This is a genomic window from Curtobacterium uvaldense (genome assembly GCF_028307415.1).
In the GTDB taxonomy this organism is placed as follows: Bacteria; Actinomycetota; Actinomycetes; order Actinomycetales; family Microbacteriaceae; genus Curtobacterium.
Map to the genome: position 1 here is coordinate 236463 of NZ_JAQMHU010000001.1, position 21117 is coordinate 257579.

21 protein-coding genes are annotated in these 21117 nt (G+C 70.4%); 15 read left to right on the plus strand and 6 right to left on the minus strand.

Features of this window, described 5'->3' with window-relative positions:
- Nucleotides 1-10 precede the first annotated feature (10 nt).
- The 5 genes from PIJ49_RS01175 to PIJ49_RS01195 all read left to right on the plus strand — a co-directional run bounded on the left by PIJ49_RS01175 (nucleotide 11) and on the right by PIJ49_RS01195 (nucleotide 4058).
- Nucleotides 11-448, plus strand: coding sequence for a PTS mannitol transporter subunit IIA (locus PIJ49_RS01175; protein ID WP_022907882.1), 438 nt, complete (start codon nucleotides 11-13; stop codon nucleotides 446-448).
- Complete coding sequence (locus tag PIJ49_RS01180) at nucleotides 445-1599, plus strand: mannitol-1-phosphate 5-dehydrogenase (RefSeq protein WP_271825298.1); 1155 nt, start codon at nucleotides 445-447, stop codon at nucleotides 1597-1599. Before PIJ49_RS01175 ends, PIJ49_RS01180 begins: the two co-directional genes overlap by 4 nt.
- Before the next feature lie 239 nt (nucleotides 1600-1838).
- Nucleotides 1839-2771 (plus strand): NADP-dependent oxidoreductase, encoded by a 933-nt coding sequence (locus PIJ49_RS01185; protein ID WP_271825299.1) that lies wholly within the window; start codon nucleotides 1839-1841, stop codon nucleotides 2769-2771.
- Between the two features lie 64 nt (nucleotides 2772-2835).
- Nucleotides 2836-3450, plus strand: a complete 615-nt coding sequence (locus PIJ49_RS01190) for a DUF805 domain-containing protein (RefSeq protein ID WP_081984944.1) — start codon at nucleotides 2836-2838, stop codon at nucleotides 3448-3450.
- Nucleotides 3447-4058: a DUF805 domain-containing protein gene (locus PIJ49_RS01195; RefSeq protein WP_271825300.1), complete on the plus strand. Its 612-nt coding sequence runs from the start codon at nucleotides 3447-3449 to the stop codon at nucleotides 4056-4058. The genes PIJ49_RS01190 and PIJ49_RS01195 overlap by 4 nt, the downstream gene beginning before the upstream one ends.
- Nucleotides 4059-4133: 75 nt before the next feature.
- Here PIJ49_RS01195 and PIJ49_RS01200 read toward each other — a convergent pair whose 3' ends face one another.
- The 6 genes from PIJ49_RS01200 to PIJ49_RS01225 form a co-directional block, all read right to left on the minus strand.
- Nucleotides 4134-4778, minus strand: a complete 645-nt coding sequence (locus PIJ49_RS01200; RefSeq protein WP_271825302.1) for a TNT domain-containing protein — start codon at nucleotides 4776-4778, stop codon at nucleotides 4134-4136.
- Nucleotides 4779-4848: 70 nt separating this feature from the next.
- Entirely contained in the window at nucleotides 4849-5622 is a 774-nt protein-coding gene (locus PIJ49_RS01205) for a succinate dehydrogenase iron-sulfur subunit (RefSeq protein WP_066655113.1), read from the minus strand.
- Nucleotides 5622-7415 carry a succinate dehydrogenase flavoprotein subunit gene (sdhA, locus tag PIJ49_RS01210; RefSeq protein WP_066655109.1) on the minus strand — a complete coding sequence of 598 codons (1794 nt, stop codon included), beginning with the start codon at nucleotides 7413-7415 and terminating at the stop codon, nucleotides 5622-5624. The genes PIJ49_RS01205 and sdhA overlap by 1 nt, the downstream gene beginning before the upstream one ends.
- A gap of 91 nt (nucleotides 7416-7506) precedes the next feature.
- Nucleotides 7507-7953, minus strand: a complete 447-nt coding sequence (gene sdhD / locus PIJ49_RS01215) for a succinate dehydrogenase, hydrophobic membrane anchor protein (protein WP_066655106.1) — start codon at nucleotides 7951-7953, stop codon at nucleotides 7507-7509.
- A gap of 18 nt (nucleotides 7954-7971) precedes the next feature.
- On the minus strand, nucleotides 7972-8421 hold the full coding sequence (gene sdhC, locus PIJ49_RS01220) for a succinate dehydrogenase, cytochrome b556 subunit (protein WP_209685124.1): 450 nt from the start codon (nucleotides 8419-8421) through the stop codon (nucleotides 7972-7974).
- 78 nt (nucleotides 8422-8499) lie between these two features.
- Entirely contained in the window at nucleotides 8500-9738 is a 1239-nt protein-coding gene (locus PIJ49_RS01225) for a glycosyltransferase family 4 protein (RefSeq protein ID WP_271825303.1), read from the minus strand.
- A 238-nt stretch (nucleotides 9739-9976) separates the two neighbouring features.
- On the opposite strand from PIJ49_RS01225, the gene PIJ49_RS01230 reads away from it, so the two are divergent.
- From PIJ49_RS01230 to PIJ49_RS01275, 10 genes are all read left to right on the plus strand, one after another.
- The gene (locus PIJ49_RS01230; RefSeq protein WP_066655104.1) at nucleotides 9977-11092 is read left to right on the plus strand and encodes a mannose-1-phosphate guanylyltransferase; all 1116 of its coding nucleotides are present in this window, start codon (nucleotides 9977-9979) and stop codon (nucleotides 11090-11092) included.
- A 67-nt stretch (nucleotides 11093-11159) separates the two neighbouring features.
- Nucleotides 11160-11684, plus strand: coding sequence for a hypothetical protein (locus PIJ49_RS01235; protein WP_271825304.1), 525 nt, complete (start codon nucleotides 11160-11162; stop codon nucleotides 11682-11684).
- Between the two features lie 134 nt (nucleotides 11685-11818).
- On the plus strand, nucleotides 11819-13105 hold the full coding sequence (locus PIJ49_RS01240; RefSeq protein WP_271825306.1) for an alpha/beta hydrolase: 1287 nt from the start codon (nucleotides 11819-11821) through the stop codon (nucleotides 13103-13105).
- Nucleotides 13106-13286: 181 nt separating this feature from the next.
- Nucleotides 13287-13658, plus strand: a complete 372-nt coding sequence (locus PIJ49_RS01245; protein WP_271825308.1) for a hypothetical protein — start codon at nucleotides 13287-13289, stop codon at nucleotides 13656-13658.
- A 161-nt stretch (nucleotides 13659-13819) separates the two neighbouring features.
- On the plus strand, nucleotides 13820-14215 hold the full coding sequence (locus PIJ49_RS01250) for a hypothetical protein (RefSeq protein ID WP_271825309.1): 396 nt from the start codon (nucleotides 13820-13822) through the stop codon (nucleotides 14213-14215).
- A gap of 605 nt (nucleotides 14216-14820) precedes the next feature.
- The gene (locus PIJ49_RS01255) at nucleotides 14821-15441 is read left to right on the plus strand and encodes a hypothetical protein (RefSeq protein ID WP_271825310.1); all 621 of its coding nucleotides are present in this window, start codon (nucleotides 14821-14823) and stop codon (nucleotides 15439-15441) included.
- Between the two features lie 268 nt (nucleotides 15442-15709).
- The gene (locus tag PIJ49_RS01260) at nucleotides 15710-16780 is read left to right on the plus strand and encodes a BMP family lipoprotein (protein ID WP_066655092.1); all 1071 of its coding nucleotides are present in this window, start codon (nucleotides 15710-15712) and stop codon (nucleotides 16778-16780) included.
- A gap of 95 nt (nucleotides 16781-16875) precedes the next feature.
- On the plus strand, nucleotides 16876-18396 hold the full coding sequence (locus PIJ49_RS01265; protein WP_066655091.1) for an ABC transporter ATP-binding protein: 1521 nt from the start codon (nucleotides 16876-16878) through the stop codon (nucleotides 18394-18396).
- On the plus strand, nucleotides 18393-19739 hold the full coding sequence (locus PIJ49_RS01270) for an ABC transporter permease (protein WP_271825313.1): 1347 nt from the start codon (nucleotides 18393-18395) through the stop codon (nucleotides 19737-19739). Before PIJ49_RS01265 ends, PIJ49_RS01270 begins: the two co-directional genes overlap by 4 nt.
- Nucleotides 19736-21022, plus strand: a complete 1287-nt coding sequence (locus tag PIJ49_RS01275; RefSeq protein ID WP_066655089.1) for an ABC transporter permease — start codon at nucleotides 19736-19738, stop codon at nucleotides 21020-21022. Before PIJ49_RS01270 ends, PIJ49_RS01275 begins: the two co-directional genes overlap by 4 nt.
- Nucleotides 21023-21117: the final 95 nt, after the last annotated feature.

The following is a 21117-nucleotide window of genomic DNA, read 5'->3' on the forward strand; positions in this document are numbered from 1 at the left end:
GAGAACCCCGATGCCCGTCCTGCAGGAGAGCCAGATCCGCATCCACACCGAGGACACCGCCCCGACCAAGTCGGAGGCGATGAAGGAGGCGGCCGAGATCCTCGAGGCTGCGGGCGCGGTCACGGCGGACTACTACCCGGCGATGCTCGAGCGTGAGAAGAGCGTCTCGACGTACATGGGGAACTTCCTCGCCATCCCGCACGGCACGAACGACGCCAAGGACGCCATCAAGTCCTCGGCCCTGTCGTTCATCCGCTACGCCACCCCGATCGACTGGGACGGCAACCCCGTGCGCTTCGTCGTCGGCATCGCCGGCGTGAACAACGAGCACCTCGACATCCTGTCGAAGATCGCGATCGTGTTCTCGGACGAGGACGAGGTCCAGAAGCTCACCGACGCGCCGGACACCGCCGCGATCCTGTCGATCCTCGGTGAGGTCAACGAGTGACCGGGACCGCCGTCCACTTCGGCGCCGGCAACATCGGGCGCGGCTTCGTCGGGCTCCTGCTCCACGAAGCTGGCTACGAGGTCGTCTTCGCGGACGTCGCCGCGCCGCTCATCGACGCCCTCGCCGCCGCCGACTCGTACACCGTGCACGAGGTCGGCCAGGGCGCACAGGACCACGAGGTCACCGGCTTCCGTGCCGTGAACAGCGCGCAGGACGAGGCCGGCGTGGTCGCCGAGGTCGCCGCCGCCGACATCGTGACCTGCGCCGTCGGGCCGACCGTCCTGAAGTTCATCGCCCCGGTCATCGCGAAGGCGCTCCAGCAGCGCGACGCCGGTGCCGCGCCCCTCGCCGTCATGGCGTGCGAGAACGCGATCAACGCGACCGACCGCCTGCGCGAGTTCATCGTCGAGGCGCTCCCGGCCGAGTCGCGCGACGAGGCCCTGGCCAAGGCCGTGTTCGCGAACACCGCCGTCGACCGGATCGTCCCGGCCCAGCCCGAGGGCGCCGGCCTCGACGTGACGGTCGAGACGTACTTCGAGTGGGCCATCGACCGCACGCCCTTCGGCGGGAACGAGCCGGAGATCCCCGGTGCGCACTACGTCGACGGGCTCGCCGCGTCGATCGAGCGCAAGCTCTTCACGGTGAACACCGGACACGCCACGGTCGCGTACCACGGCTTCCTCGCCGGCGCCGACAAGATCTCGGACGCGATCGCGATCCCGGCCGTGCGGTCGGAGATCGAGTCGGTGCTCGCCGAGACGAGCGACCTGCTGGTGCGTCGTCACGAGCTGGACCCCGAGGTGCACCGCTCGTACGTGCAGGCGATCATCGGCCGCTTCGAGAACCCGCACCTGCCCGACACGGTCACCCGCGTCGGTCGGCAGCCGCTCCGCAAGCTGTCGCGTGACGAGCGCTTCGTCTCGCCCGCGGCCGCCCTCGCCGAGGACGGTACCGAGCCGACCGCGCTGCTCGACGCGATGGGCGCTGCGCTGCGCTTCGACGTCGCCGACGACGAGCAGAGCGTCGAGCTGCAGCAGCTGCTGCGTTCGGACCGCTCGGACGCCGACGTGGCGACGGAGATCACCGGGCTCGACGCACAGCACCCGCTGCACGCGGCGTTCACCGACCGGGTGCGGTCGGCGCGCGGCTGACGCGACGACACGACGCTCTGGAGGCGCGGTGCCGGCCGGCACCGCGCCTCCCGTGCGTCCGGGTACCGCGCCGCCCGCGAGACGCCGCGCTGCCCGCGAGACGCCGTGCTGCCCGCGAGACGCAGCCGGATCCGACGGTGTCTCGCCGACCCGGCGGCGTCTCGACGAGACGCCGCCGTCACGCTGCGGCGCCGCCCGGACCTGAGGGCAGGCCGGTCCCGGAGCGTAGCGTCCACCCCATGACGAAGCACTGGGTCGCCCCCGAGTTCGGCGGCAGCGAGGTCCTCGAGTACGTCGACGTCGAGGTGCCCGCCCCCGGCACCGGCGCGGTCACGATCGACGTCCGTGCCGCCGGTATGAACCCCGCCGACACGAAGCACACCCGGCAGGGCGACCCGTCCGACCTGCCGATCGCGGTCGGGTACGAGGTGTCCGGCGTGATCAGCGCGGTCGGCCCCGGCACCGAGATCGCCTCGGGCGGGGGAGCGGTCGGCGAAGAGGTCCTCGCCTTCCGGGTCGAGGGCGGCTGGGCCGAGCGCATCACCGTCCCGGCCGCGGACGTCTTCGCCAAGCCCGCGTCGCTCGACCACCCGCAGGCCGCGAACCTGCTGCTCGCCGGGACCACCGCCGCCGACATGATCCGGGTCACCCGTGCCGAGGGGCGCGACACGGTCCTGGTGCACGGCGCCTCCGGTGCGGTCGGGGTCGCCGTCCTGCAGCTCCTCCGCCAGCTCGGCACACGCGTCATCGGCACCGCCTCGGAACGCAACGCCGAGACCGTCCGCCGCTTCGGGGGCGAGTGGGTCGCGTACGGTGACGGCCTGGAGGCGCGCGTCCGGGACCTCGCACCCTCCGGTGTCGACGTGGCGCTGGACTGCGTCGGGACGGACGAGGCGGTCGACGTGTCGCTGGCACTCGTCGCCGACCGCTCCCGCATCGTGACCATCGCGGCCTTCGGCCGCGCGCAGCAGGACGGCTTCCCCGCGGTGGGCGGTGCGCAGCCGGAGAGCCAGGCCTTCCGGGACTCCGTGCGGCAGCGGCTGGTCGACCTCGCCGCGGCGGGGGAGCTCGAGGTGCCCGTGGCGCGCACGTTCCCGCTGGCCGAGGCGAAGGCCGCGGCGGAGCTGCTCGAGTCGCAGCACCCGGGCGGCAAGCTCGCACTGATCCCGTGAGCGCACTCGGTTCTGGTTGACTCGACGGGTACGTCGCACGACCGAACACCACGAGGGGGATCACGTGAGCGACCAACGACCGTCCGATCGACCGGGACCGACGGGCCCACCGTCGGCACCGCAGTACCAGCAGACGCAGTACGACCAGCCGCCGCAGTTCCGACCGCAGGGCCAGGCGCTGTTCGAGCGTTCGGCGCCGGTGGGACCGGACGGGCGCCCTCCGCTCTGGGCACCCTGGTACGGCATCGGCTTCGTCCAGGCGTACGCGCGCTACTGGAGGAAGTACGTCCGCTTCGACGGGCGCGCGAGCCGCAGCGAGTTCTGGTGGGTGTACCTCTGGAACGTCGCGATCTCCGTCGTGCTGGGCGCGATCTGGGGCATCGGCTTCGCGCAGTCCGGCCGTGAGACGTACGTGACGCCGTCCGGGGTCGAGACGGTCGTCAGCGAGCCGTCCGCGCTGTTCTTCATCATGGGGTACGTGGGGTCCCTGTGGATGCTCGTGATCGTCCTGCCCTCGATCGCCCTGGCGTGGCGACGCCTGCACGACGCGAACCTGGCGGGCCCGTTCTTCTTCCTCGGCCTGGTCCCGTTCTTCGGCGGGATCGCGCTCCTCGTCTTCACCCTGCTCGACTCCAAGCCCGCAGGCGCCCGCTTCGACCGACCGGAGGGATCGCGGTGACGAACGGCGAGCAGCACGACCGGAATCCTGAGCAGCAGCAGCAGCAGCCGTACGGCCAGCCCTACCCCCAGCACCAGCCGTACGGCCAGCCGTACCCGCAGTACCAGCAGCAGGCGCCGATCCCGACGGACGCCAGCGGCGCCCCGCCGCTCTGGGCGCCCTGGTACGGCGCCGGGTTCCTCGACGCCTTCGTCCGGTTCTGGAAGAAGTACGCCCGGTTCGACGGGCGCGCGAGCCGCAGTGAGTTCTGGTGGTGGTACCTGGCGAACGCGATCGTGGTGACGGTCCTGTTCAGCGCGTACATCGCCTCGATCCTCGTCTGGGCGGCCGGGGCCACCACGACGGACGAGTACGGCACCACGACCTCGACCGGCGGCTTCCCGGTGGTCGCGCTCCTGTTCGCCGGGCTGCTCGGGCTGTGGGGACTCGCGACCTTCGTCCCGTCCCTCGCGCTCGGCTGGCGCCGCGTGCACGACGCCGGTCTCGCCGGCCCCTTCTGGCTGGTCTCCTTCGCGGCTGGGGTCGCCGGCATCGTCTTCGGGTGCCTGGAGTCGAGCCCCGCCGGGGCGCAGTACGACCGACCGGAGGCACCCGGCCCGCAGGTCTGAGCACCCGGACACGACGAAGCGGCTCACCCCGGCAGGGGTGGGCCGCTTCGTCAGGTCAGGGAGATGGGCGGAGGCTCAGACCACCCGGAGACGGACCAGCGAACCGTCCACGACGAGGTCGCGCACCGTGACGGACGGGTCGGCCGTCGCGAACCGGAGCGCGCCTCCCGGCTGGTCGAACCAGGGCTGCACGAACGTGACCGTGACCATGAAGGGCCGGTCGACGACGTAGCGGTGCACCTCGGGTGCCGCCGCGACGTGCGGCGGCAGTGACCGCTGGGGGAGCGGGGTGTCGAGTGGGTGCAGCAGGTAGCCGTCGGGGCCGCCGACGCGGTCGACGGGGACGCCGGCCGGGATCTGGATGGTGAGCCCCTGCGGACCGGCCTGGCCGACCTGCTGCGCGAGCTGCGGGTACGTCGACGCAGCACGGTCACGCAGCCCGTCGAGCTCGTGCCGGGGGATGTCCCGCGGTGCCGGGAAGGCGCGGTTCAGGAAGCGGCGGAGCATCTCGACGGCGTCGTCCTCACCACGCGCGGTGGCGAGTCGGCGAGCGGTGCCGTAGTCGACGACCTCGAGCGCGAAGTCGCCGTGGGCCTCGGTCGAGACGACCCGGAGGGCACCCTCGACCGGGGGCTCGCCGAGCGTCTCACCGGGGAGCTGCACGTAGCGGATCGTGTAGCCGAGCTGGTCCAGGATGGGGCGGGTCTCCGCGAACGTCATGGGCGCGAGCCTACCGGCCGGTTCCATGCCGTTCGCCGAGACACCGCCGTGCCCCCGGTGGGTCGACGTCTCACACGCCGCCGCGCATGATCGCCTGCTTGACCTCGGAGATCGCCTTGGTCACCTGGATGCCGCGCGGGCAGGCGTCGGTGCAGTTGAAGGTGGTGCGGCACCGCCACACGCCCTCCTTGTCGTTGAGGATGTCGAGGCGCACGTTCGCCGAGTCGTCGCGCGAGTCGAAGATGAAGCGGTGTGCGTTGACGATCGCCGCCGGGCCGAAGTACTGCCCGTCGGTCCAGAACACGGGGCACGACGAGGTGCACGCGGCGCAGAGGATGCACTTCGTGGTGTCGTCGAACCGGGCGCGGTCGGCGACGGACTGCACGCGCTCCTTGCCCTTCTCCGGCTTGCTCGAGGCCTGCAGGAACGGCTGGACCTCGCGGTAGGACTGGAAGAACGGCTCCATGTCCACGACCAGGTCCTTCTCGAGGGGCAGGCCCTTGATCGCCTCGACGTAGATCGGCTTCGACACGTCGAGGTCCTTGATCAGGGTCTTGCACGCGAGCCGGTTGCGCCCGTTGATGCGCATCGCGTCCGAGCCGCACACGCCGTGCGCGCAGGACCGACGGAACGTGAGCGAGCCGTCCTGCTCCCACTTGATCTGGTGCAGGGCGTCGAGGATGCGGTCCGTCGGCAGCATCATCACGTCGAAGTCCTGCCAGCGCGGCTCGTCGTCGACGTCCGGGTCGAACCGGCGGACGATGATCGTGACGGGGAACGATCCGGGAGGAGCGCTCTGCACGGTGTCGGTGCGCGGGCTGTCGGAGACCAGGGTGTCGGTCATCAGTACTTCCTCTCCATCGGCTCGTACCGCGTCACGACGACGGGCTTCCAGTCGAGTGTGATGTGGTCGTCGGCGAGTGACGAGTGCGGGTCGCCCGTCAGGTACGCCATGGTGTGCTGCATGTAGTTCTCGTCGTCGCGCTTCGGGTAGTCGTCGCGCATGTGGCCGCCGCGGCTCTCCTTGCGGTTCCGCGCGGAGAACACGACCACCTCGGCCAGGTCGAGCAGGAACCCGAGTTCGACGGCTTCGAGCAGGTCGGTGTTGAAGCGCTTGCCCTTGTCCTGCACGGCGATGTTCAGGTACCGCTCGCGGAGCTGGTGGATCGTCTCGGTCATCTTGCCGAGCGACTCGTCGGTGCGGAACACCTGCGCGTTCTTGTCCATCTCGTCCTGCAGCTCCTTGCGGAGGACGGCGATGCGCTCGGTCCCGGTCGAGGCGCGGAGCTGGTCGAGCATCCCGCGGACGCCGGCGGCCGGGTCCTCGGGCAGGGGGAGGAACTCGGCGGTCTGCACCCACTCGGCCGCGTTGTTGCCCGAGCGCTTGCCGAAGACGTTGATGTCGAGCAGCGAGTTGGTGCCGAGGCGGTTCGAGCCGTGCACGGACACGCAGGCGCACTCGCCGGCGGCGTACAGGCCGGGCACGACCGTGGTGTTGTCGTAGAGCACCTCGGCGTTGGTGTTCGTCGGGATGCCGCCCATCGCGTAGTGCGCGGTCGGCATGACCGGTACCGGCTCGACGACCGGGTCGACACCGAGGTAGGTGCGGGCGAACTCGGTGATGTCCGGCAGCTTCGTCTCGAGCACCTCGGCACCGAGGTGGGTGCAGTCGAGGAGGACGTAGTCCTTGTTCGGACCGGCACCGCGCCCCTCGGCGACCTCCTGCACCATGCACCGGGCGACGATGTCGCGGGGCGCGAGGTCCTTGATGGTCGGGGCGTACCGCTCCATGAAGCGCTCGCCCGAGGCGTTGCGGAGGATCGCGCCCTCGCCGCGGGCACCCTCGGTGAGCAGGATGCCGAGGCCGGCGAGGCCGGTCGGGTGGAACTGGAAGAACTCCATGTCCTCGAGCGGCAGACCCTGGCGCCAGACGATGCCGACGCCGTCACCGGTCAGGGTGTGGGCGTTCGAGGTCGTCTTGTACATCTTGCCGAAGCCGCCGGTCGCGAAGATCACGGCCTTGGCGTGGAAGACGTGCAGTTCACCGGTCGCGAGCTCGAACGCGACGACGCCAGCGGGCTGCTGACGGGTGACCCCGTCGTCGCCGACGACGTCGACCATGACGAGGTCCAGCGCGTAGAACTCGTTGTGGAACTCGACGCCGAGCTTCACGCAGTTCTGGAACAGCGTCTGCAGGATCATGTGGCCCGTGCGGTCGGCCGCGTAGCAGGCCCGGCGGACGGGGGCCTTGCCGTGGTCACGCGTGTGCCCGCCGAAGCGCCGCTGGTCGATCTTGCCCTCGGGCGTGCGGTTGAACGGCAGGCCCATGTTCTCGAGGTCGATGACGGCGTCGATCGCCTCCTTCGCCAGGATCTCGGCGGCGTCCTGGTCGACCAGGTAGTCACCGCCCTTGATCGTGTCGAAGGTGTGCCACTCCCACGAGTCCTCCTCGACGTTGGCCAGGGCCGCAGCCATGCCGCCCTGGGCCGCACCGGTGTGCGAGCGCGTCGGGTAGAGCTTCGAGATGACGGCCGTCTTCGCCTTCGGGCCGGCTTCGATGGCGGCACGCATGCCGGCACCGCCCGCGCCGATGATGACGATGTCGTGCTGGTGGTGGTGGACGGTGGTCTCGCTCACTGGGGCCTTTCGGGGTGGGTCAGCGCGCCGGCGGGGTGGTCGCGGCGTGCGCGTGGGTCTACGGCGCGGTGCTCGTGGCCGAGCCGTGCTGCTACTGCGCGGGGCAGAACGACGGCAGGTCGGCAGCGGCGGCGCCGGCCGGGCACGGGTCGAACGTCCAGCAGACGAGCAGGCCGAGCACGACCAGCGCGACGCACGCGATGAGCACCGCGAGCAGCAGGGTCTTCCGGATGCCGGGCTTCGCGACGTAGTCGTTGATGATCGTCCGCATGCCGTTCGAGCCGTGCACGAGGGCGAGGACGAGCATCAGGGAGTCCCAGACCTGCCAGAAGGGGTTCGCCCACTTGCCGGCGACGAAGGCGAAGTCGATCTGCTTGACGCCTTCGCCGGCGACCATGTTGACGAAGAGGTGGCCGAAGATCAGCACGACGAGCAGGACGCCCGAGGCGCGCATGTAGATCCACCCCCACTTCTCCCAGTTGGTGGTGCGGCGGGCTGCTGCGGCCGAACGAGGCGGCTCGACGATCTGCGTGGTCATGTCCGTGGGTCCCTTCGCCTACTGGAAGTCCGCGACGAGGTTCATGAGCTGACGGGGCAGGAAGCCCGCGATCAGGACGGCCCACACGACCAGGACGATCCAGAACATGGCGCGCTGGTACTTCGGCCCCTTCGACCAGAAGTCGACCAGGATGATCCGCAGCCCGTTCAGCGCGTGGAAGACGATCGCCATCACGAGCGCGATCTCACCGATGTTCATGATCGGCGTCTTGTAGGTGCCGATCACGGCGTTGTACGCCTCGGGGGACAGGCGCACCAGCGCGGTGTCGAGGATGTGCACGAGCAGGAAGAAGTAGATCGCGACACCGGTGATGCGGTGCAGCACCCAGGACCACATCCCCGTGGACCCGCGGTACAGCGTTCCTTCGAGCTTCCGGGACGCACGGGGCGCCTCGATCGTCACTCTCGGTTCGACGATCGTCGTCCCGCCTGCGGTCTGCTCGGCCATGAGCGAGTCCTCCCATAGGACGGGCTCGTCCGATCGGCGAGCCCTTGCCGTTCGTGTTCGTGTGGAACACGACCCATCCTATGCGCGTGCGCTGACACTCTCGTCCCACCCGACACGGAGGGTCCGGGACAGGGTCGGCGGAGCCCCGATCGTGCGGGCGGAGTCGTGGTGTGCGAGGAGCTGGTCGCCGACGGCCTCCCACGTGGTGCCCTCGACCCGGAGACGCCCGGCCGAGCCCATCCGTGCGGCCGCCGCCGGGTCCGTCACGAGCCCGAGCACGGCGTGACGGAGTGCCTGGGGCACGTCGGGGTCGTACAGCTCGCCGTCGAGGCCGGGCGCGACGAGGTCGATCGGGCCGCCCGATGCCGGCGCGACGACCGGCAGGCCACTCGCGTGGGCCTCCTGCAGGGTCTGCCCGAAGGTCTCGGCCGGACCCGTGTGCACGAAGACGTCGAGCATCGCGTAGGCGTCGGCCAGGGCGTCGCCGCGCAGGGGTCCCGTGAACGTGACGTCGAGGTGTCGCAGCCGACGCTCGAGGGACGCACGCGACGGCCCGCCGCCGGCGACCACGATCCGGACCCCCGGCACACCGCCGAGCTCGGCGAGCCGCTCGACCTCCTTCTCGGGTGCGAGCCGACCGACGTAGCCGACGATCGTCTCGCCGTCGGGAGCGATCCGACGTCGGGCTGCGCGGACCGCCGCCGAACGGCGTCGGTCCGGGTGGAAGAGCGCGGTGTCGACACCGCGACCCCACCGGGCGACGCGGGGCACGCCGTCCTCGGCGAGCATCGCCGCGGTCGCACTGGACGGGGCGAGCGTCAGCGACGCCCCCGCGTGGATGCGGCCCAGGATCCTCCTGACCAACGGGACGGTCGCGGTCAGCCCGTTGCGGCGGGCGAACCCGGCCACGTCGGTCTGGAAGACGGCGACGGAGGGGATGCCGAGCCTCCCGGCCGCCGTGATCGCGCGACCGCCCAGCAGGAACGGACTCGCAGCGTGCAGCACGTCGGCGCCGGAGGCGGCGAGGATCGTGTCGAGCACGGGGTGGGGGAGCGCGACCGGGAACTGCCGGTAGGCCACGGCGGGCACCCGGTGCACGTCGAAGGACCGGTAGCGCTCGACCCGGGTGCCCGAGCGGAACCGAGCGAGACCGGGGGCGTCGGGGGCGATGACGACCGCGCGGTGGCCACGGCGCTCCAGGTGGTCGAGGACCGCCAGGACGCTGGTGGTCACGCCGTTCAGGGTGGGCAGGAAGCTCTCGGTCACGACGGCGACGGTCCGCTGGGACGTGCCGCGCTCCACGCTGCGTGCGCTCATGGTGCTGTCCATGGTCCGCGCGCGCCGTGACCGGCCGGGGCGGCGCGGGTGAACGGGCGGCGCGCAGCCGGTGAACTCGCGCTGCGCTGCGAGCCGGTCGGGAGGCGCGGGGCACGGCCGTCCCGTCGGCTGCGGCCCGTCCCGGTGCGAGCGGCCGCTGCGGGCACCCGCAGGAGCGGTGCGGCGGTCGTCCGGGTGGCGTCCAGGTCACGTCCGGCGACACCGGTACGGTGAGCGGGTGGCAGACGCACTCGAGGACTTCTACGCGATCATCCCGGCCGGCGGCATCGGTTCCCGCCTCTGGCCGCTCTCGCGCGCCGACGCGCCCAAGTTCCTGCACGACCTGACCGGCTCCGGCGCGTCGCTCCTGCGACAGACCTGGGACCGGCTCGCACCGCTCGCCGGCGAGCAGCGGATCATGGTCGTGACCGGGCGGGCGCACCGAGCAGCCGTCGAGGCACAGCTGCCCGGCGTGGCCGACCACAACGTCGTGCTCGAGAGCGAGCCGAAGGACTCGACCGCGGCCATCGGGCTCGCCGCCGCCATCCTGCGCCGCCGTGAGCCGGACGTGGTCATCGGCTCGTTCGCGGCGGACCACGTCATCGGTGACGCCCGGGGCTTCCGCCGCTCGGTGCGCGAGGCCGTCGCCGCCGCACGCGCCGGGTACGTGACGACCATCGGCATCACCCCGACCGAGCCGGCGATCGGCTTCGGCTACATCCACGCCGACGGCGCTGCGCTCCCGGTCGAGGGTGCGTCGACGGTGCACGCGGTGAAGTCGTTCGTCGAGAAGCCCGACCTCGACACCGCCCGCGGCTACCTGGAGGACGGCTCGTACCTCTGGAACGCCGGCATGTTCATCGCGCGGGCCGACGTGCTGCTCGCCGAGATCGGCCGCACGAAGCCCGAGCTGCTCGCCGGCATCGAGGAGCTCGCCGCGGCGTGGGACACCTCCTCGCGCGGCGCGGTCGTCGACGCGATCTGGCCGGGGCTCGAGAAGATCGCGATCGACTACACCGTGGCCGAGCCCGCCGCCGCCGCGGGGCGCATGGCCGTCGTGCCCGGCGACTTCGACTGGGACGACGTCGGCGACTTCGCCTCGCTCGCGAAGCTGCAGTCCGGCGGGCGGGCGAACAACCTCGCCGTGCTCGGGGACGGCGCGCGGATCCTCGCCGACTCGTCGAGCGGCATCGTCGTGGCGCACAGCCAGCGACTCATCTCGCTCATCGGGGTCGAGGACATCGTCGTCGTCGACACCCCGGACGCGCTGCTCGTCACCACGAGCGCGAACGCGCAGCGGGTCAAGGGTGTGGTGGACGCACTGAAGCTGAGCGGTCGGGGGGACGTGCTCTGACGGTCCGCCGACCTGGTGTACGGTGATGTTCCGGTCGCGGGGGCCGGGCTGACTCGGGGGAGTGCTGATGGGGGACATCCAGTTCGAGACTTCGGACGCGAGTGCGCTCGCACGTGTCGCGCGACGAGCCGCTGACACGTTGCGAGGGCAGGCCGGTCCGCGGTCGGGCGCCGTCGCATCCGCGCTCGACGACGCTGCTGGCTCGTACGCCGACCGGTTCCGTGAGGCGGCCGTGGTCGAGGCCGAGGACCGGGCACGACTGGCGGGCGTGCTGGTCGACCTCGCCGACCAGATCGACGCCGCGGTCGCTGCTGCGGAGCGCGAACGGGAGCGCCAGCGTGACCACGCCGACTGGAAGGCGCGTGACGCCGACCGGAAACGGGCGGCGTCCGTGGCCGAGGCCTTCGCCGGTCCGCAGGACGATCGGTCGTCGACGCACTGGAGCGCTTCACCGATCCCGAGCCGGCGACCGAACCCGAGCCGAGGCCGGAGGTCGACGCCGAGTTCCGCGGTCGGGAGCGTGCGCGCTACGGCGACGGAGCGAGCCGTGGCAGGAGTTCTGCCGATCCGAGCGCGCTCCGGGCCTTCGTGACGACGACCTCGGGACCGGACACGACCGCGTCGGCCGAGTCCGAGCGCGTGCGATCGGCGTGGTCCTCCTTCCGGTCCTCCTGGGCCTGGGTCACGGTCGACCGCGCGAGCATGCCGGCGGGTTTCGCGCGCTACGTGCGCGAGAACGACGAGGATCGGAGCTGGATCGGCAGGATCGCCGACGCCTTCGAGGCCGCCGGCGGCAGTGGGTCGCTGTCGAACGCGGCTCTCGACATCGCGGCGACCGGACAGGCGGCGCCTGCCCTCCAACGGCTGTTCGCGGAGCACCTGACGCCGACGGAGGTCGCGGAGCGCTGGGCTGCGCTCGGGCTGACGACGGCCGACGCCAGCGTGTTCGACGGTTTCCCGACGGACGTGCTCGCGCGACTCGGGAACCTCGAGGGTGTCCCGTACTGGGCGCGGAGTACGGCGAACGCCCTCGTGCTGAACCAGCGACTGGTCGACGTGGAGCGCCAGATCGAGCAGCTGGAGCGGACGGTCGCATCGGCGGGTGACGGCTCACGGGTGTTGGCGCGGGAACTGACGGCGCGGTACGCGGACCGCAAGGCCCTCCGGAACGTCAATGCTGCCTTGACGAAGAAGGGTTCCGACGGCAAGCGCTTCCTCATCGCTCTCACGGATGATCGACCGCCGCTCGCTGCCGTCTCGATCGGCGATCTGGACCGTGCGAAGTCAGCGACCTGGGCTGTCCCTGGTATGGACACCACGACAGCGGACATGACGACGTGGGCGAGGGCCGCTCAGAACATCGCCGATGAGCAAACGGACGTTGCGGACACCACAGACGTCGCAGACCCTTCGGATCGAGCAGTCGTCGCTTGGGTCGGCTACACCACCCCGGGACCACAGGATGTGCTCCTCATGGCCAAGGCGAAGGACGGCGGCAAGCGTCTCGCAGATTCGATCCGCGGGTTCTCAGCCTTCCGCGGAACTGATGACGTGCAGACGAACGTCGTGGCGCACTCCTACGGCACGACCGCGGGCGCTGTGGCTCTGGCCGAGCGGGGTGTTCACGTTGATCGGTTCGTCGCACTGGGTTCTGCCGGGCTGCCCGATGGTCTCGACGATGCGCAGCAGCTGCACGCAGACCAGGTCTTCGCGGCTCAGGCGAAGGACGGCCCCACCGGCGAGTCCGGACAGGGTGACGAATGGGCGACGTTCGGCCGGGAGAAGAGCCTCGCCCATCGCGTCGACCCGACCGCGCAGGGTTTCGGAGCGACCGTGTTCGGCGCCGACGGCGGGACTGGGAGCGAGGGGCAGACCCTTGCGTCGGTCCTGCATCACGCCCCGGTGTTCAAGGACCACCGAGGTTACCTGGACCGTGGTACCGAGTCACTGCACAACGTGGCACTCGCCACCACAGGTCAGGACGAGTTGCTGACCGGGGCGCGAGATCGATGACCCGGTCCGACGAAGGAGGAGGCACATGAACGCACGACACCGTGCTCGTCGCGCACTCGCGGCGACGGCGGCGCTACTGGCAGTCGTCGTCGTGACCGCCGGATGTGCCGGGCAGCAGCATGATGCAACCCGACCGACTGAGAGGACGTCCTCCGTGGACGCAGACACTGCGAAGCGAAACATGATCGACATCGTCGATCAGACAACGGCCGCGCTCGGCGGCGAATGGGAGACGCGGACGTCTCCCGATTACGTCGAGAGCTGCCAGCTGTCGAGCGACGAAGAAGGAGCTCGGTGGGTGTACCGAGTTGCTCGAGCAGAGTTCGCCGACGTCGAGGCGGACGCTGCTGCTGCCTCCGATGTCTGGAGGTCCGCCGGTCTGACCGTGGACCGACTCGCTGACTCCAAGGGGCCGGCGGTGGTCGCTCGCGGCGGCGATCGCGTCGAGATGATCCGTTTCTTCGCTTTCCCCGGCAACTACAGCATCCAAGCGCTCTCGATGTGCTTCGCTGGCGGCGCAGACGAGATCGAGGAGCAGCAGGCCGACGAATGACCCGCGATCCCGGGTTCGTGGTGTCCTGGCCGTGCCGGATCAGCGCGCGCGACCTCGCAAGCCTCATCGTCGTCCTCGCGCTCGCGGGACTGAGCACCGGGTGTGCGTCCCGAGCGGTCGAGACGAGGACGGCCAGCGCAACGGATCCGATCGTGGACGCAGTGACCGCGAAGCAACAGATGATCGCCGCTGTGGACGACGCCACCGAGCTCCTCGACGGACTGTGGACGGCGCGGACCGGACCGGACGCAGCGGAGCGGTGCTCGTTGCCGGACGGGGAGCGCGGAGCACACTGGCGGTACCTGACGGGGAGCGCGATCGAGGGGCGGCCGGAGGAAGACGGCTCGGCGATGGCCGACCACTGGCGTGCGCAGGGCAAGCGCGTGACCGCGCGGGACACGAGCACCGGGCCGGTGGTCTTCGGTGGGGGAGGCGGGGACATCGCGTCCGTCAGCTTCTACGCGGTCTCCGGCAACTACACCGTCCAGGCCGTCTCGCTGTGCTTCCCCGGCGACGCCGACCGCATGGCCGAGGACGACGCCGACGAGGTCGAGTGAGCCTCCGAGGACGAGACGCCGGAGCGTCTCGAGAGGAGACGAATGTCTGCCGAGCTGACCATGCGGCGCCTGACGAGCGTTGCCCTCACACCCCTCGCATTGCTGATCGTCATCAGCGGTTGCACGCAACACCCTCCGGTCGGCGAGACGCTGTCCGACGATGGAAGGACGGCCCAGGTGGACCCCGAGACTGCTCAGCGGAAGATGACCGAGCTCGTCGACAGGACCGCTGCGGCGCTCGGGGGCGAATGGGTCACCACGCAGGGTCCGGACTACGTCGACAGCTGCACGCTCCCCGACGGTGGACAAGGAGCCAACTGGGTCTACCTGACCACCAGGACGGACGGAGGGGGCAATCCGAACGACGATGCTGCGTCGGTCACGAAGACCTGGCAGTCCGCGGGCATGACCGTCGGACGAGTCGCGGATCCTGACGGCCCGGTCGTCGTCGGACGGGGTGGAGCCTCGACCGCTGATCGATCTGTACGCGTTCCCGGGCAAGTACACGCTGGAGGCCGAATCGCTCTGCTTCCCGGGGAGTGCCGACGAGATCGAAGAGGAGCAGAGCAGCGGGTCCTGATCCGCTCCGTCGAAGGAGGATGCGCATGCACGCAGGACGGCCCGCGCGTCGTCTGACCACGACCACGGGTCGAGGAGCAGCAGGCCGACGGGTGACGCACGGAGCATCGTTCACGGCGGTCTCCGTTCGCCGGAGCAGCGAGCGGATCGTCGCGAGCTCCGCCGTCGTCTTCGCGCTCGCGGGTCTGCTGCGCGGCTGTGTCCCCAGCGCGACCGACACAGCGACGGACCGACGAACGGAGTCCTACCCGGACGCAGCGACCGCGAAACAGCAGATGATCGACGCCGTGGACGATGCAACCCGACTCCTCGGCGGGCACTGGAAGGCGCGAGCCGGACCTGACCACCCCGAGGACTGCGTCCTGTCCGACGGCGAGCAGGGTGCGCAGTGGCGGTACCTCTCGGGGAGCACGCTGGCGGGTGACCCGTCCGAGGACGGCGCCCGGATTGCGGAGCACTGGCGTGGGCAGGGGCTGCGGGTCATCGTCCGTGATCCAGACGACGGACCGGCGGTGCTCGGGCGCGGCGGTGAACAGATCGCTTCGATCAGTGCGTACGCCTCCCCCGGCAACTCCACGGTCCAGGCAGTGTCCCTGTGCTTCCCCGGCGACGCCGACCGCATCGCGGAGCAGCAGGCCGACGAGTGATGCGCGACCGTCGACTGGTGCTTCCGTGCACGAACGACGGCAGGTGTCGCTCGCTGTAGCGCTCCACCACGAAATCCTCGGATCGTCCCCCGGACCGGGTCCCCGGGGGACGTCGGCGTTACGAGCGCGTTTCGTCGGGGTCGCGATCGGGTAACTGATCCCAGCAGTCCCTCAGGGGCGTTCTGTACCGGCCCGACGGTCGTGTACTGTCGCCACGATCGCCCGGAACGCACGTGGTCCGGGCACCGCCCCCCGGAGGAACCAACCCGTGACATCTCGTACCCGCAAGGTCCTGCTCAGCGGCCTCGCGCTCGCCGGCACCATGGCCGTCCTGGCCGGCTGCTCGGCTGCCCCGTCCGACACCACCTCGGCGAAGAAGACCGACTTCCGCCCCTGCATGGTCTCCGACGCCGGTGGCTTCGACGACAAGTCCTTCAACCAGCTCGGCTTCGACGGCATGGTCGACGCGGCGAAGGAGCTCGGCGCCGACTACAACAAGGCCGAGTCCAAGGACGCCACGGTCTACGACTCGAACATCGAGCAGCTCGTCAACCAGAACTGCAACATGATCATCACGGTCGGCTTCAACCTCGCAGACGCCACGAAGAAGCAGGCAGCTGCGAACCCCGACACCGAGTTCGCGATCATCGACGACAACTCGATCGACGCGAAGAACGTCAAGCCGATCACGTTCGACACCTCGCAGGCCGCCTTCCTGGCCGGCTACGCGGCGGCGTCCTACTCGAAGACCGGCGTCGTCGGCACCTTCGGCGGCATGCAGATCCCGACCGTCACCATCTTCATGGACGGCTTCGCGGACGGCGTGAAGTACTACAACGAGCAGAAGAAGAAGGACGTCAAGGTCGTCGGCTGGAACGTCGAGACCGGCAAGGGCTCCTTCACCGGTGGCTTCGAGGCGGGCACGCAGGCCAAGTCGGTCGCGCAGACCCTGCTCGACCAGGACGCCGACGTGATCCTGCCCGTCGGTGGCCCGATCTACCAGTCGGCAGCCGAGGCGATCAAGGACGCGAACAACGGTTCGGTCCTGATCGGCGCGGACAGCGACCTCTACGAAGCCGACCCCCGCTACAAGGACATCGCCTTCACCTCGGTGATGAAGGGCATGCGCCCGGCGGTCAAGGACGTCGTCGAGCAGGCGGCGGACGACAAGTTCTCGAAGGAGCCGTACGTCGGCACCCTGAAGAACGACGGCGTCGGCATCGCGCCGTTCCACGACTACGAGTCCAAGGTGGACTCGGGTCTGCAGGACGAGCTCGACAAGATCAAGTCGGGCATCATCGACGGCTCGATCACGGTCGAGACGCAGTCGGACAAGTAGTCGGGTGAACGCGGGCGGGGGATCGATCCTCCGCCCGCGTTTCCGCGCGTCCACCGACGGGTGACGCGCTGACCAACAGGAACGCAGTAGACAACATGAAGCTCGAGCTCCGCGGAATCACCAAGCGGTTCGGCCCCCTGGTCGCGAACGACCACATCTCCCTCACGGTCGAACCCGGTGAGGTGCACTGCCTCCTGGGCGAGAACGGTGCGGGCAAGTCCACCTTGATGAACGTGCTCTACGGCCTGTACCAGGCGGACGAGGGCGAGATCCTCCTGGACGACGTCGTCCAGGACTTCGACGGCCCCGGCGACGCCATGCGCTCCGGCATCGGCATGGTGCACCAGCACTTCATGCTCGTGCCGGTGTTCACCGTCGCCGAGAACGTCATGCTCGGTCAGGAGCAGACGACCTTCGGTGGTCGCCTCGACCTCGCCGGGGCCCGCAAGCGCGTCCGCGAGATCAGCGACCGCTTCGGCTTCGACGTCGACCCCGACGCCCGCATCGAGGACCTGCCCGTCGGCGTGCAGCAGCGCGTCGAGATCATCAAGGCGCTGTCCCGCGACGCGAAGGTCCTCGTCTTCGACGAGCCGACGGCGGTCCTGACGCCGCAGGAGACCGACGAGCTGATGGGCATCATGCGCCAGCTCCGCGAGGCCGGCACCGCGATCGTCTTCATCACGCACAAGCTGCGCGAGGTGCGCGAGGTCGCCGACCGGATCACGGTGATCCGCCTCGGCAAGGTCGTCGGCGAGGCCTCGCCGACCGCGACGAACAACGAGCTCGCTGCGCTCATGGTCGGCCGGGCCGTCTCGCTCGTCGTCGACAAGACGCCCGCGTCCGGCGGCGAGGACGCCCTCGTGGTCGAGGGCGTGACCGTCACCGACCCGTCGGGCGTCGTGCTCGTCGACGACGTCTCGTTCACCGTCCGCCGCGGCGAGGTCCTCGCCATCGCCGGTGTGCAGGGCAACGGGCAGACCGAGCTGACCGAGGCGATCATCGGCCTCGAGCCCGTGCACGCGGGTCGCATCACGCTCGACGGCAAGGAGCTCACCGGTCGCACGGTGAAGCAGGTCCTCGACGCGGGGGTGGGCTTCGTGCCCGAGGACCGCAAGGAGGACGGCCTGGTCGGGGAGTTCACGATCGCCGAGAACCTCATGCTCGACCGCGCCGACCACGACGAGTTCGTGCGGGCCGGCACGATCCGCGCCGCCGAGCGCGACGCGTTCGCCGACGAGAAGATCGCGGAGTTCGACATCCGCACGCCGTCCCGCACCACGGCGGCCGGTCGGCTGTCGGGCGGCAACCAGCAGAAGATCGTCCTCGCCCGCGAACTGAGCCGCGAGCTGCGGCTGTTCGTGGCCGCGCAGCCCACGCGCGGCATCGACGTCGGCTCGATCGAGTTCGTGCACAAGCGCATCGTCGCCACCCGCGACACCGGCGTCCCGGTCATCGTCGTCTCCACGGAGCTCGACGAGGTCGTGGCGCTCGCCGACCGGATCGCGGTCATGTACCGCGGCGGCATCGTCGGCATCGTCCCCGCGGACACCCCGCGCGACGTCCTCGGCCTCATGATGGCCGGGGAGATCCCAGAAGGAACGGAGCTGGCAGCGTGAGCACCCCCACGCCAGACAACACGCAGCCGGCGACCCCGGCCGAGGCACCCACCGACGACCGCATGCAGGACGTCGAGGGCACCCCGCACCTCATGACGGACTCGGCGGACGACACCGAGCGTCGGGCTGCCGGCGGTGACCGCTGGAGCACGGCGCTGCAGAGCATCGTCAACGGCTCCGTGCTCGTGACCGTCCTCGCCGTCGTCCTCGCCCTCGTCGCCTGCGGCATCCTGATCGCCGTCACCGACGAGAACGTCCGCGCGGCGGCCGGGTACTTCTTCGCCCGCCCCACCGACACCTTCCAGGCCGTCGGCACCGCGGTCGGTGGCGCGTACCGGTCGCTCTTCCAGGGCTCGGTCGTGAACTTCGGCGCGAGCTCCTTCGCGCAGGCCATCGCGCCGATCACACGCTCGGTCGACTACGCCGTGCCGCTGATCGCCGCGGGCCTCGGCATCGCGCTGTCCTTCCGGGCCGGCCTCTTCAACATCGGCGGCCAGGGTCAGATCCTCATCGGTGCCGCAGCCGCCGGCTGGGTCGGCTTCTCGTTCGACGGCCCCGCCGCGATCCACATCCCGCTCACCGTCGTCGCCGGCATCGTGGGCGGTGCGGTCTGGGGCGGCCTGGTCGGGGTCCTCAAGGCCCGCACCGGTGCCAACGAGGTCGTCCTGACGATCATGCTCAACTACGTCGCGCTCTACCTCGTCAGCTACCTGCTCCGCACGCCGGGGCTGCTGCAGGCGCCGGGCAGCTCGAACCCGATCTCGCCCGCCACGAAGGAGAGCGCGGTCTTCCCGGCGCTGTTCGGTCCCCGGTACGGCATCGACCTCGGCTTCGTCGTCGCGCTGATCGCCGTGGTCGTGGTGTGGTGGCTCGTCAACAAGTCGTCGCTCGGCTTCCGCTTCCGGACGATCGGTGAGAACCCGCGCGCCGCCCGCGTCGCCGGCATGAGCGTCCCCGCGCTCACCATCTGGGTGATGGTCATCTCCGGTGCGCTCGTCGGCATCGCCGGCGCCTACCAGGTGCAGGGCGCCGTGACCTCGGGCTTCACCTCGGGCATCGACGCCGGCATCGGCTTCGACGCGATCACGGTCGCCCTCCTCGGCCGTTCGAAGCCGTGGGGCGTGTTCTGGGCCGCGATCCTGTTCGGCGTCCTCAAGAACGGCGGCTACGCCATGCAGGCCGCGAACGACATCCCGATCGACATCGTCGGCGTGATCCAGGCGCTCATCGTCCTGTTCATCGCCGCACCGCCGCTCGTCCGCGCGATCTTCCGCATCCCGCAGCCGGGTGCGCGTCGTCGCGGTCGTGCCGCGAAGAACTCCCGGAAGGCGGTCGCCGCATGAGCACCACCACCACCGCGGCGCCCGCACCGGCGCTGTCCGACCGCCCGATCGAGACGACCCGGAGCTGGAAGGCCCCGATCGGCTTCGGCGTCTTCACCCTGCTCGCGCTGCTGTTCTTCGGCGTGCTCCACCGTGCCGGCGACACCACGTTCCGGCTCGCGAACGGCGGTGACTTCTTCGCGCTGCCGAACGTGCCGCTCCCCGCGACCGGCACCGGCATCGTCGTCATCGTCCTGCTGGCGCTCGCCACCGTGTACGCCGTCGTCGAGGTCCGCGCGAACCGCCGGATCCCGCTCTGGCTGACCGCGGTCTTCGCGGTCGTCTTCGTCGTCGGCTTCCTCGCCTGGTCGGCCGCCGGGGACACCATCCCCGTGCCGGGCCTGCTCCTGGGCGCCCTGGGACTCAGCGTCCCGCTCGTGTTCGGTGCCCTCGGCGGCGTCATCTCGGAGCGTGTCGGCGTCGTGAACATCGCCATCGAGGGCCAGTTCCTCGCCGGCGCGTTCACCTCGGCGATGATCGCCTCGTTGACCGGTTCCGCGTGGGTCGGCCTCGTCGGTGCGCTCGTCGCCGGCGTGCTCGTCTCGTTCCTCCTGGCGGCGTTCAGCATCAAGTACCTGGTCGACCAGGTCATCGTCGGTGTCGTCATCAACGCGTTCATCTCGGGCCTGACGGGCTTCCTCTACTCGCAGGTGCTCTCGCCGAACGAGCAGACGCTCAACATCGGCGTGCGCTTCCCGAAGCTCGAGATCCCGGTCCTGCACCAGATCCCGGTCATCGGCCCGGTGTTCTTCGAGCAGACGGTCGTCGTCTACCTCGCCTACGTCGCGGTCGCGGTCGTCACCTTCGCGCTGTTCAAGACCCGCTGGGGCCTGCGCCTCCGCGCGGTCGGCGAGCACCCGCAGGCCGCGGACACGGTGGGCATCAACGTCGCGCGGACGCGCTTCTGGAACGTCTCGCTCGCCGGCGCGATCGCCGGTCTCGGCGGCGCGTACTTCACGCTCGACGCGGTCGGCCCGTTCACGAAGGACATGACCGCGGGCGCGGGCTACATCGCCCTGGCCGCCGTCATCTTCGGTCGCTGGGACCCGATCCGGGCGACGCTCGCAGCGCTGCTGTTCGGCTTCGCGTCGAACCTGCAGAACATCCTCGGCGCGATCGACTCCCCGGTGCCGAGCGAGTTCCTGCTCATGCTGCCCTACGTGGTCACGATCTTCGCGGTCGCCGGCCTGGTCGGGCAGTCGCGCGGACCGGCGGCCGCCGGCAAGCCGTACACCAAGAGCTGACGGCCTGGAGGCGCGGCACATGACCGACACGAACCCTTCCGGTGACCAGGAGGTCACCACCGGCCCCGCGACCGGCGAGCCGTCCTGGACGGACC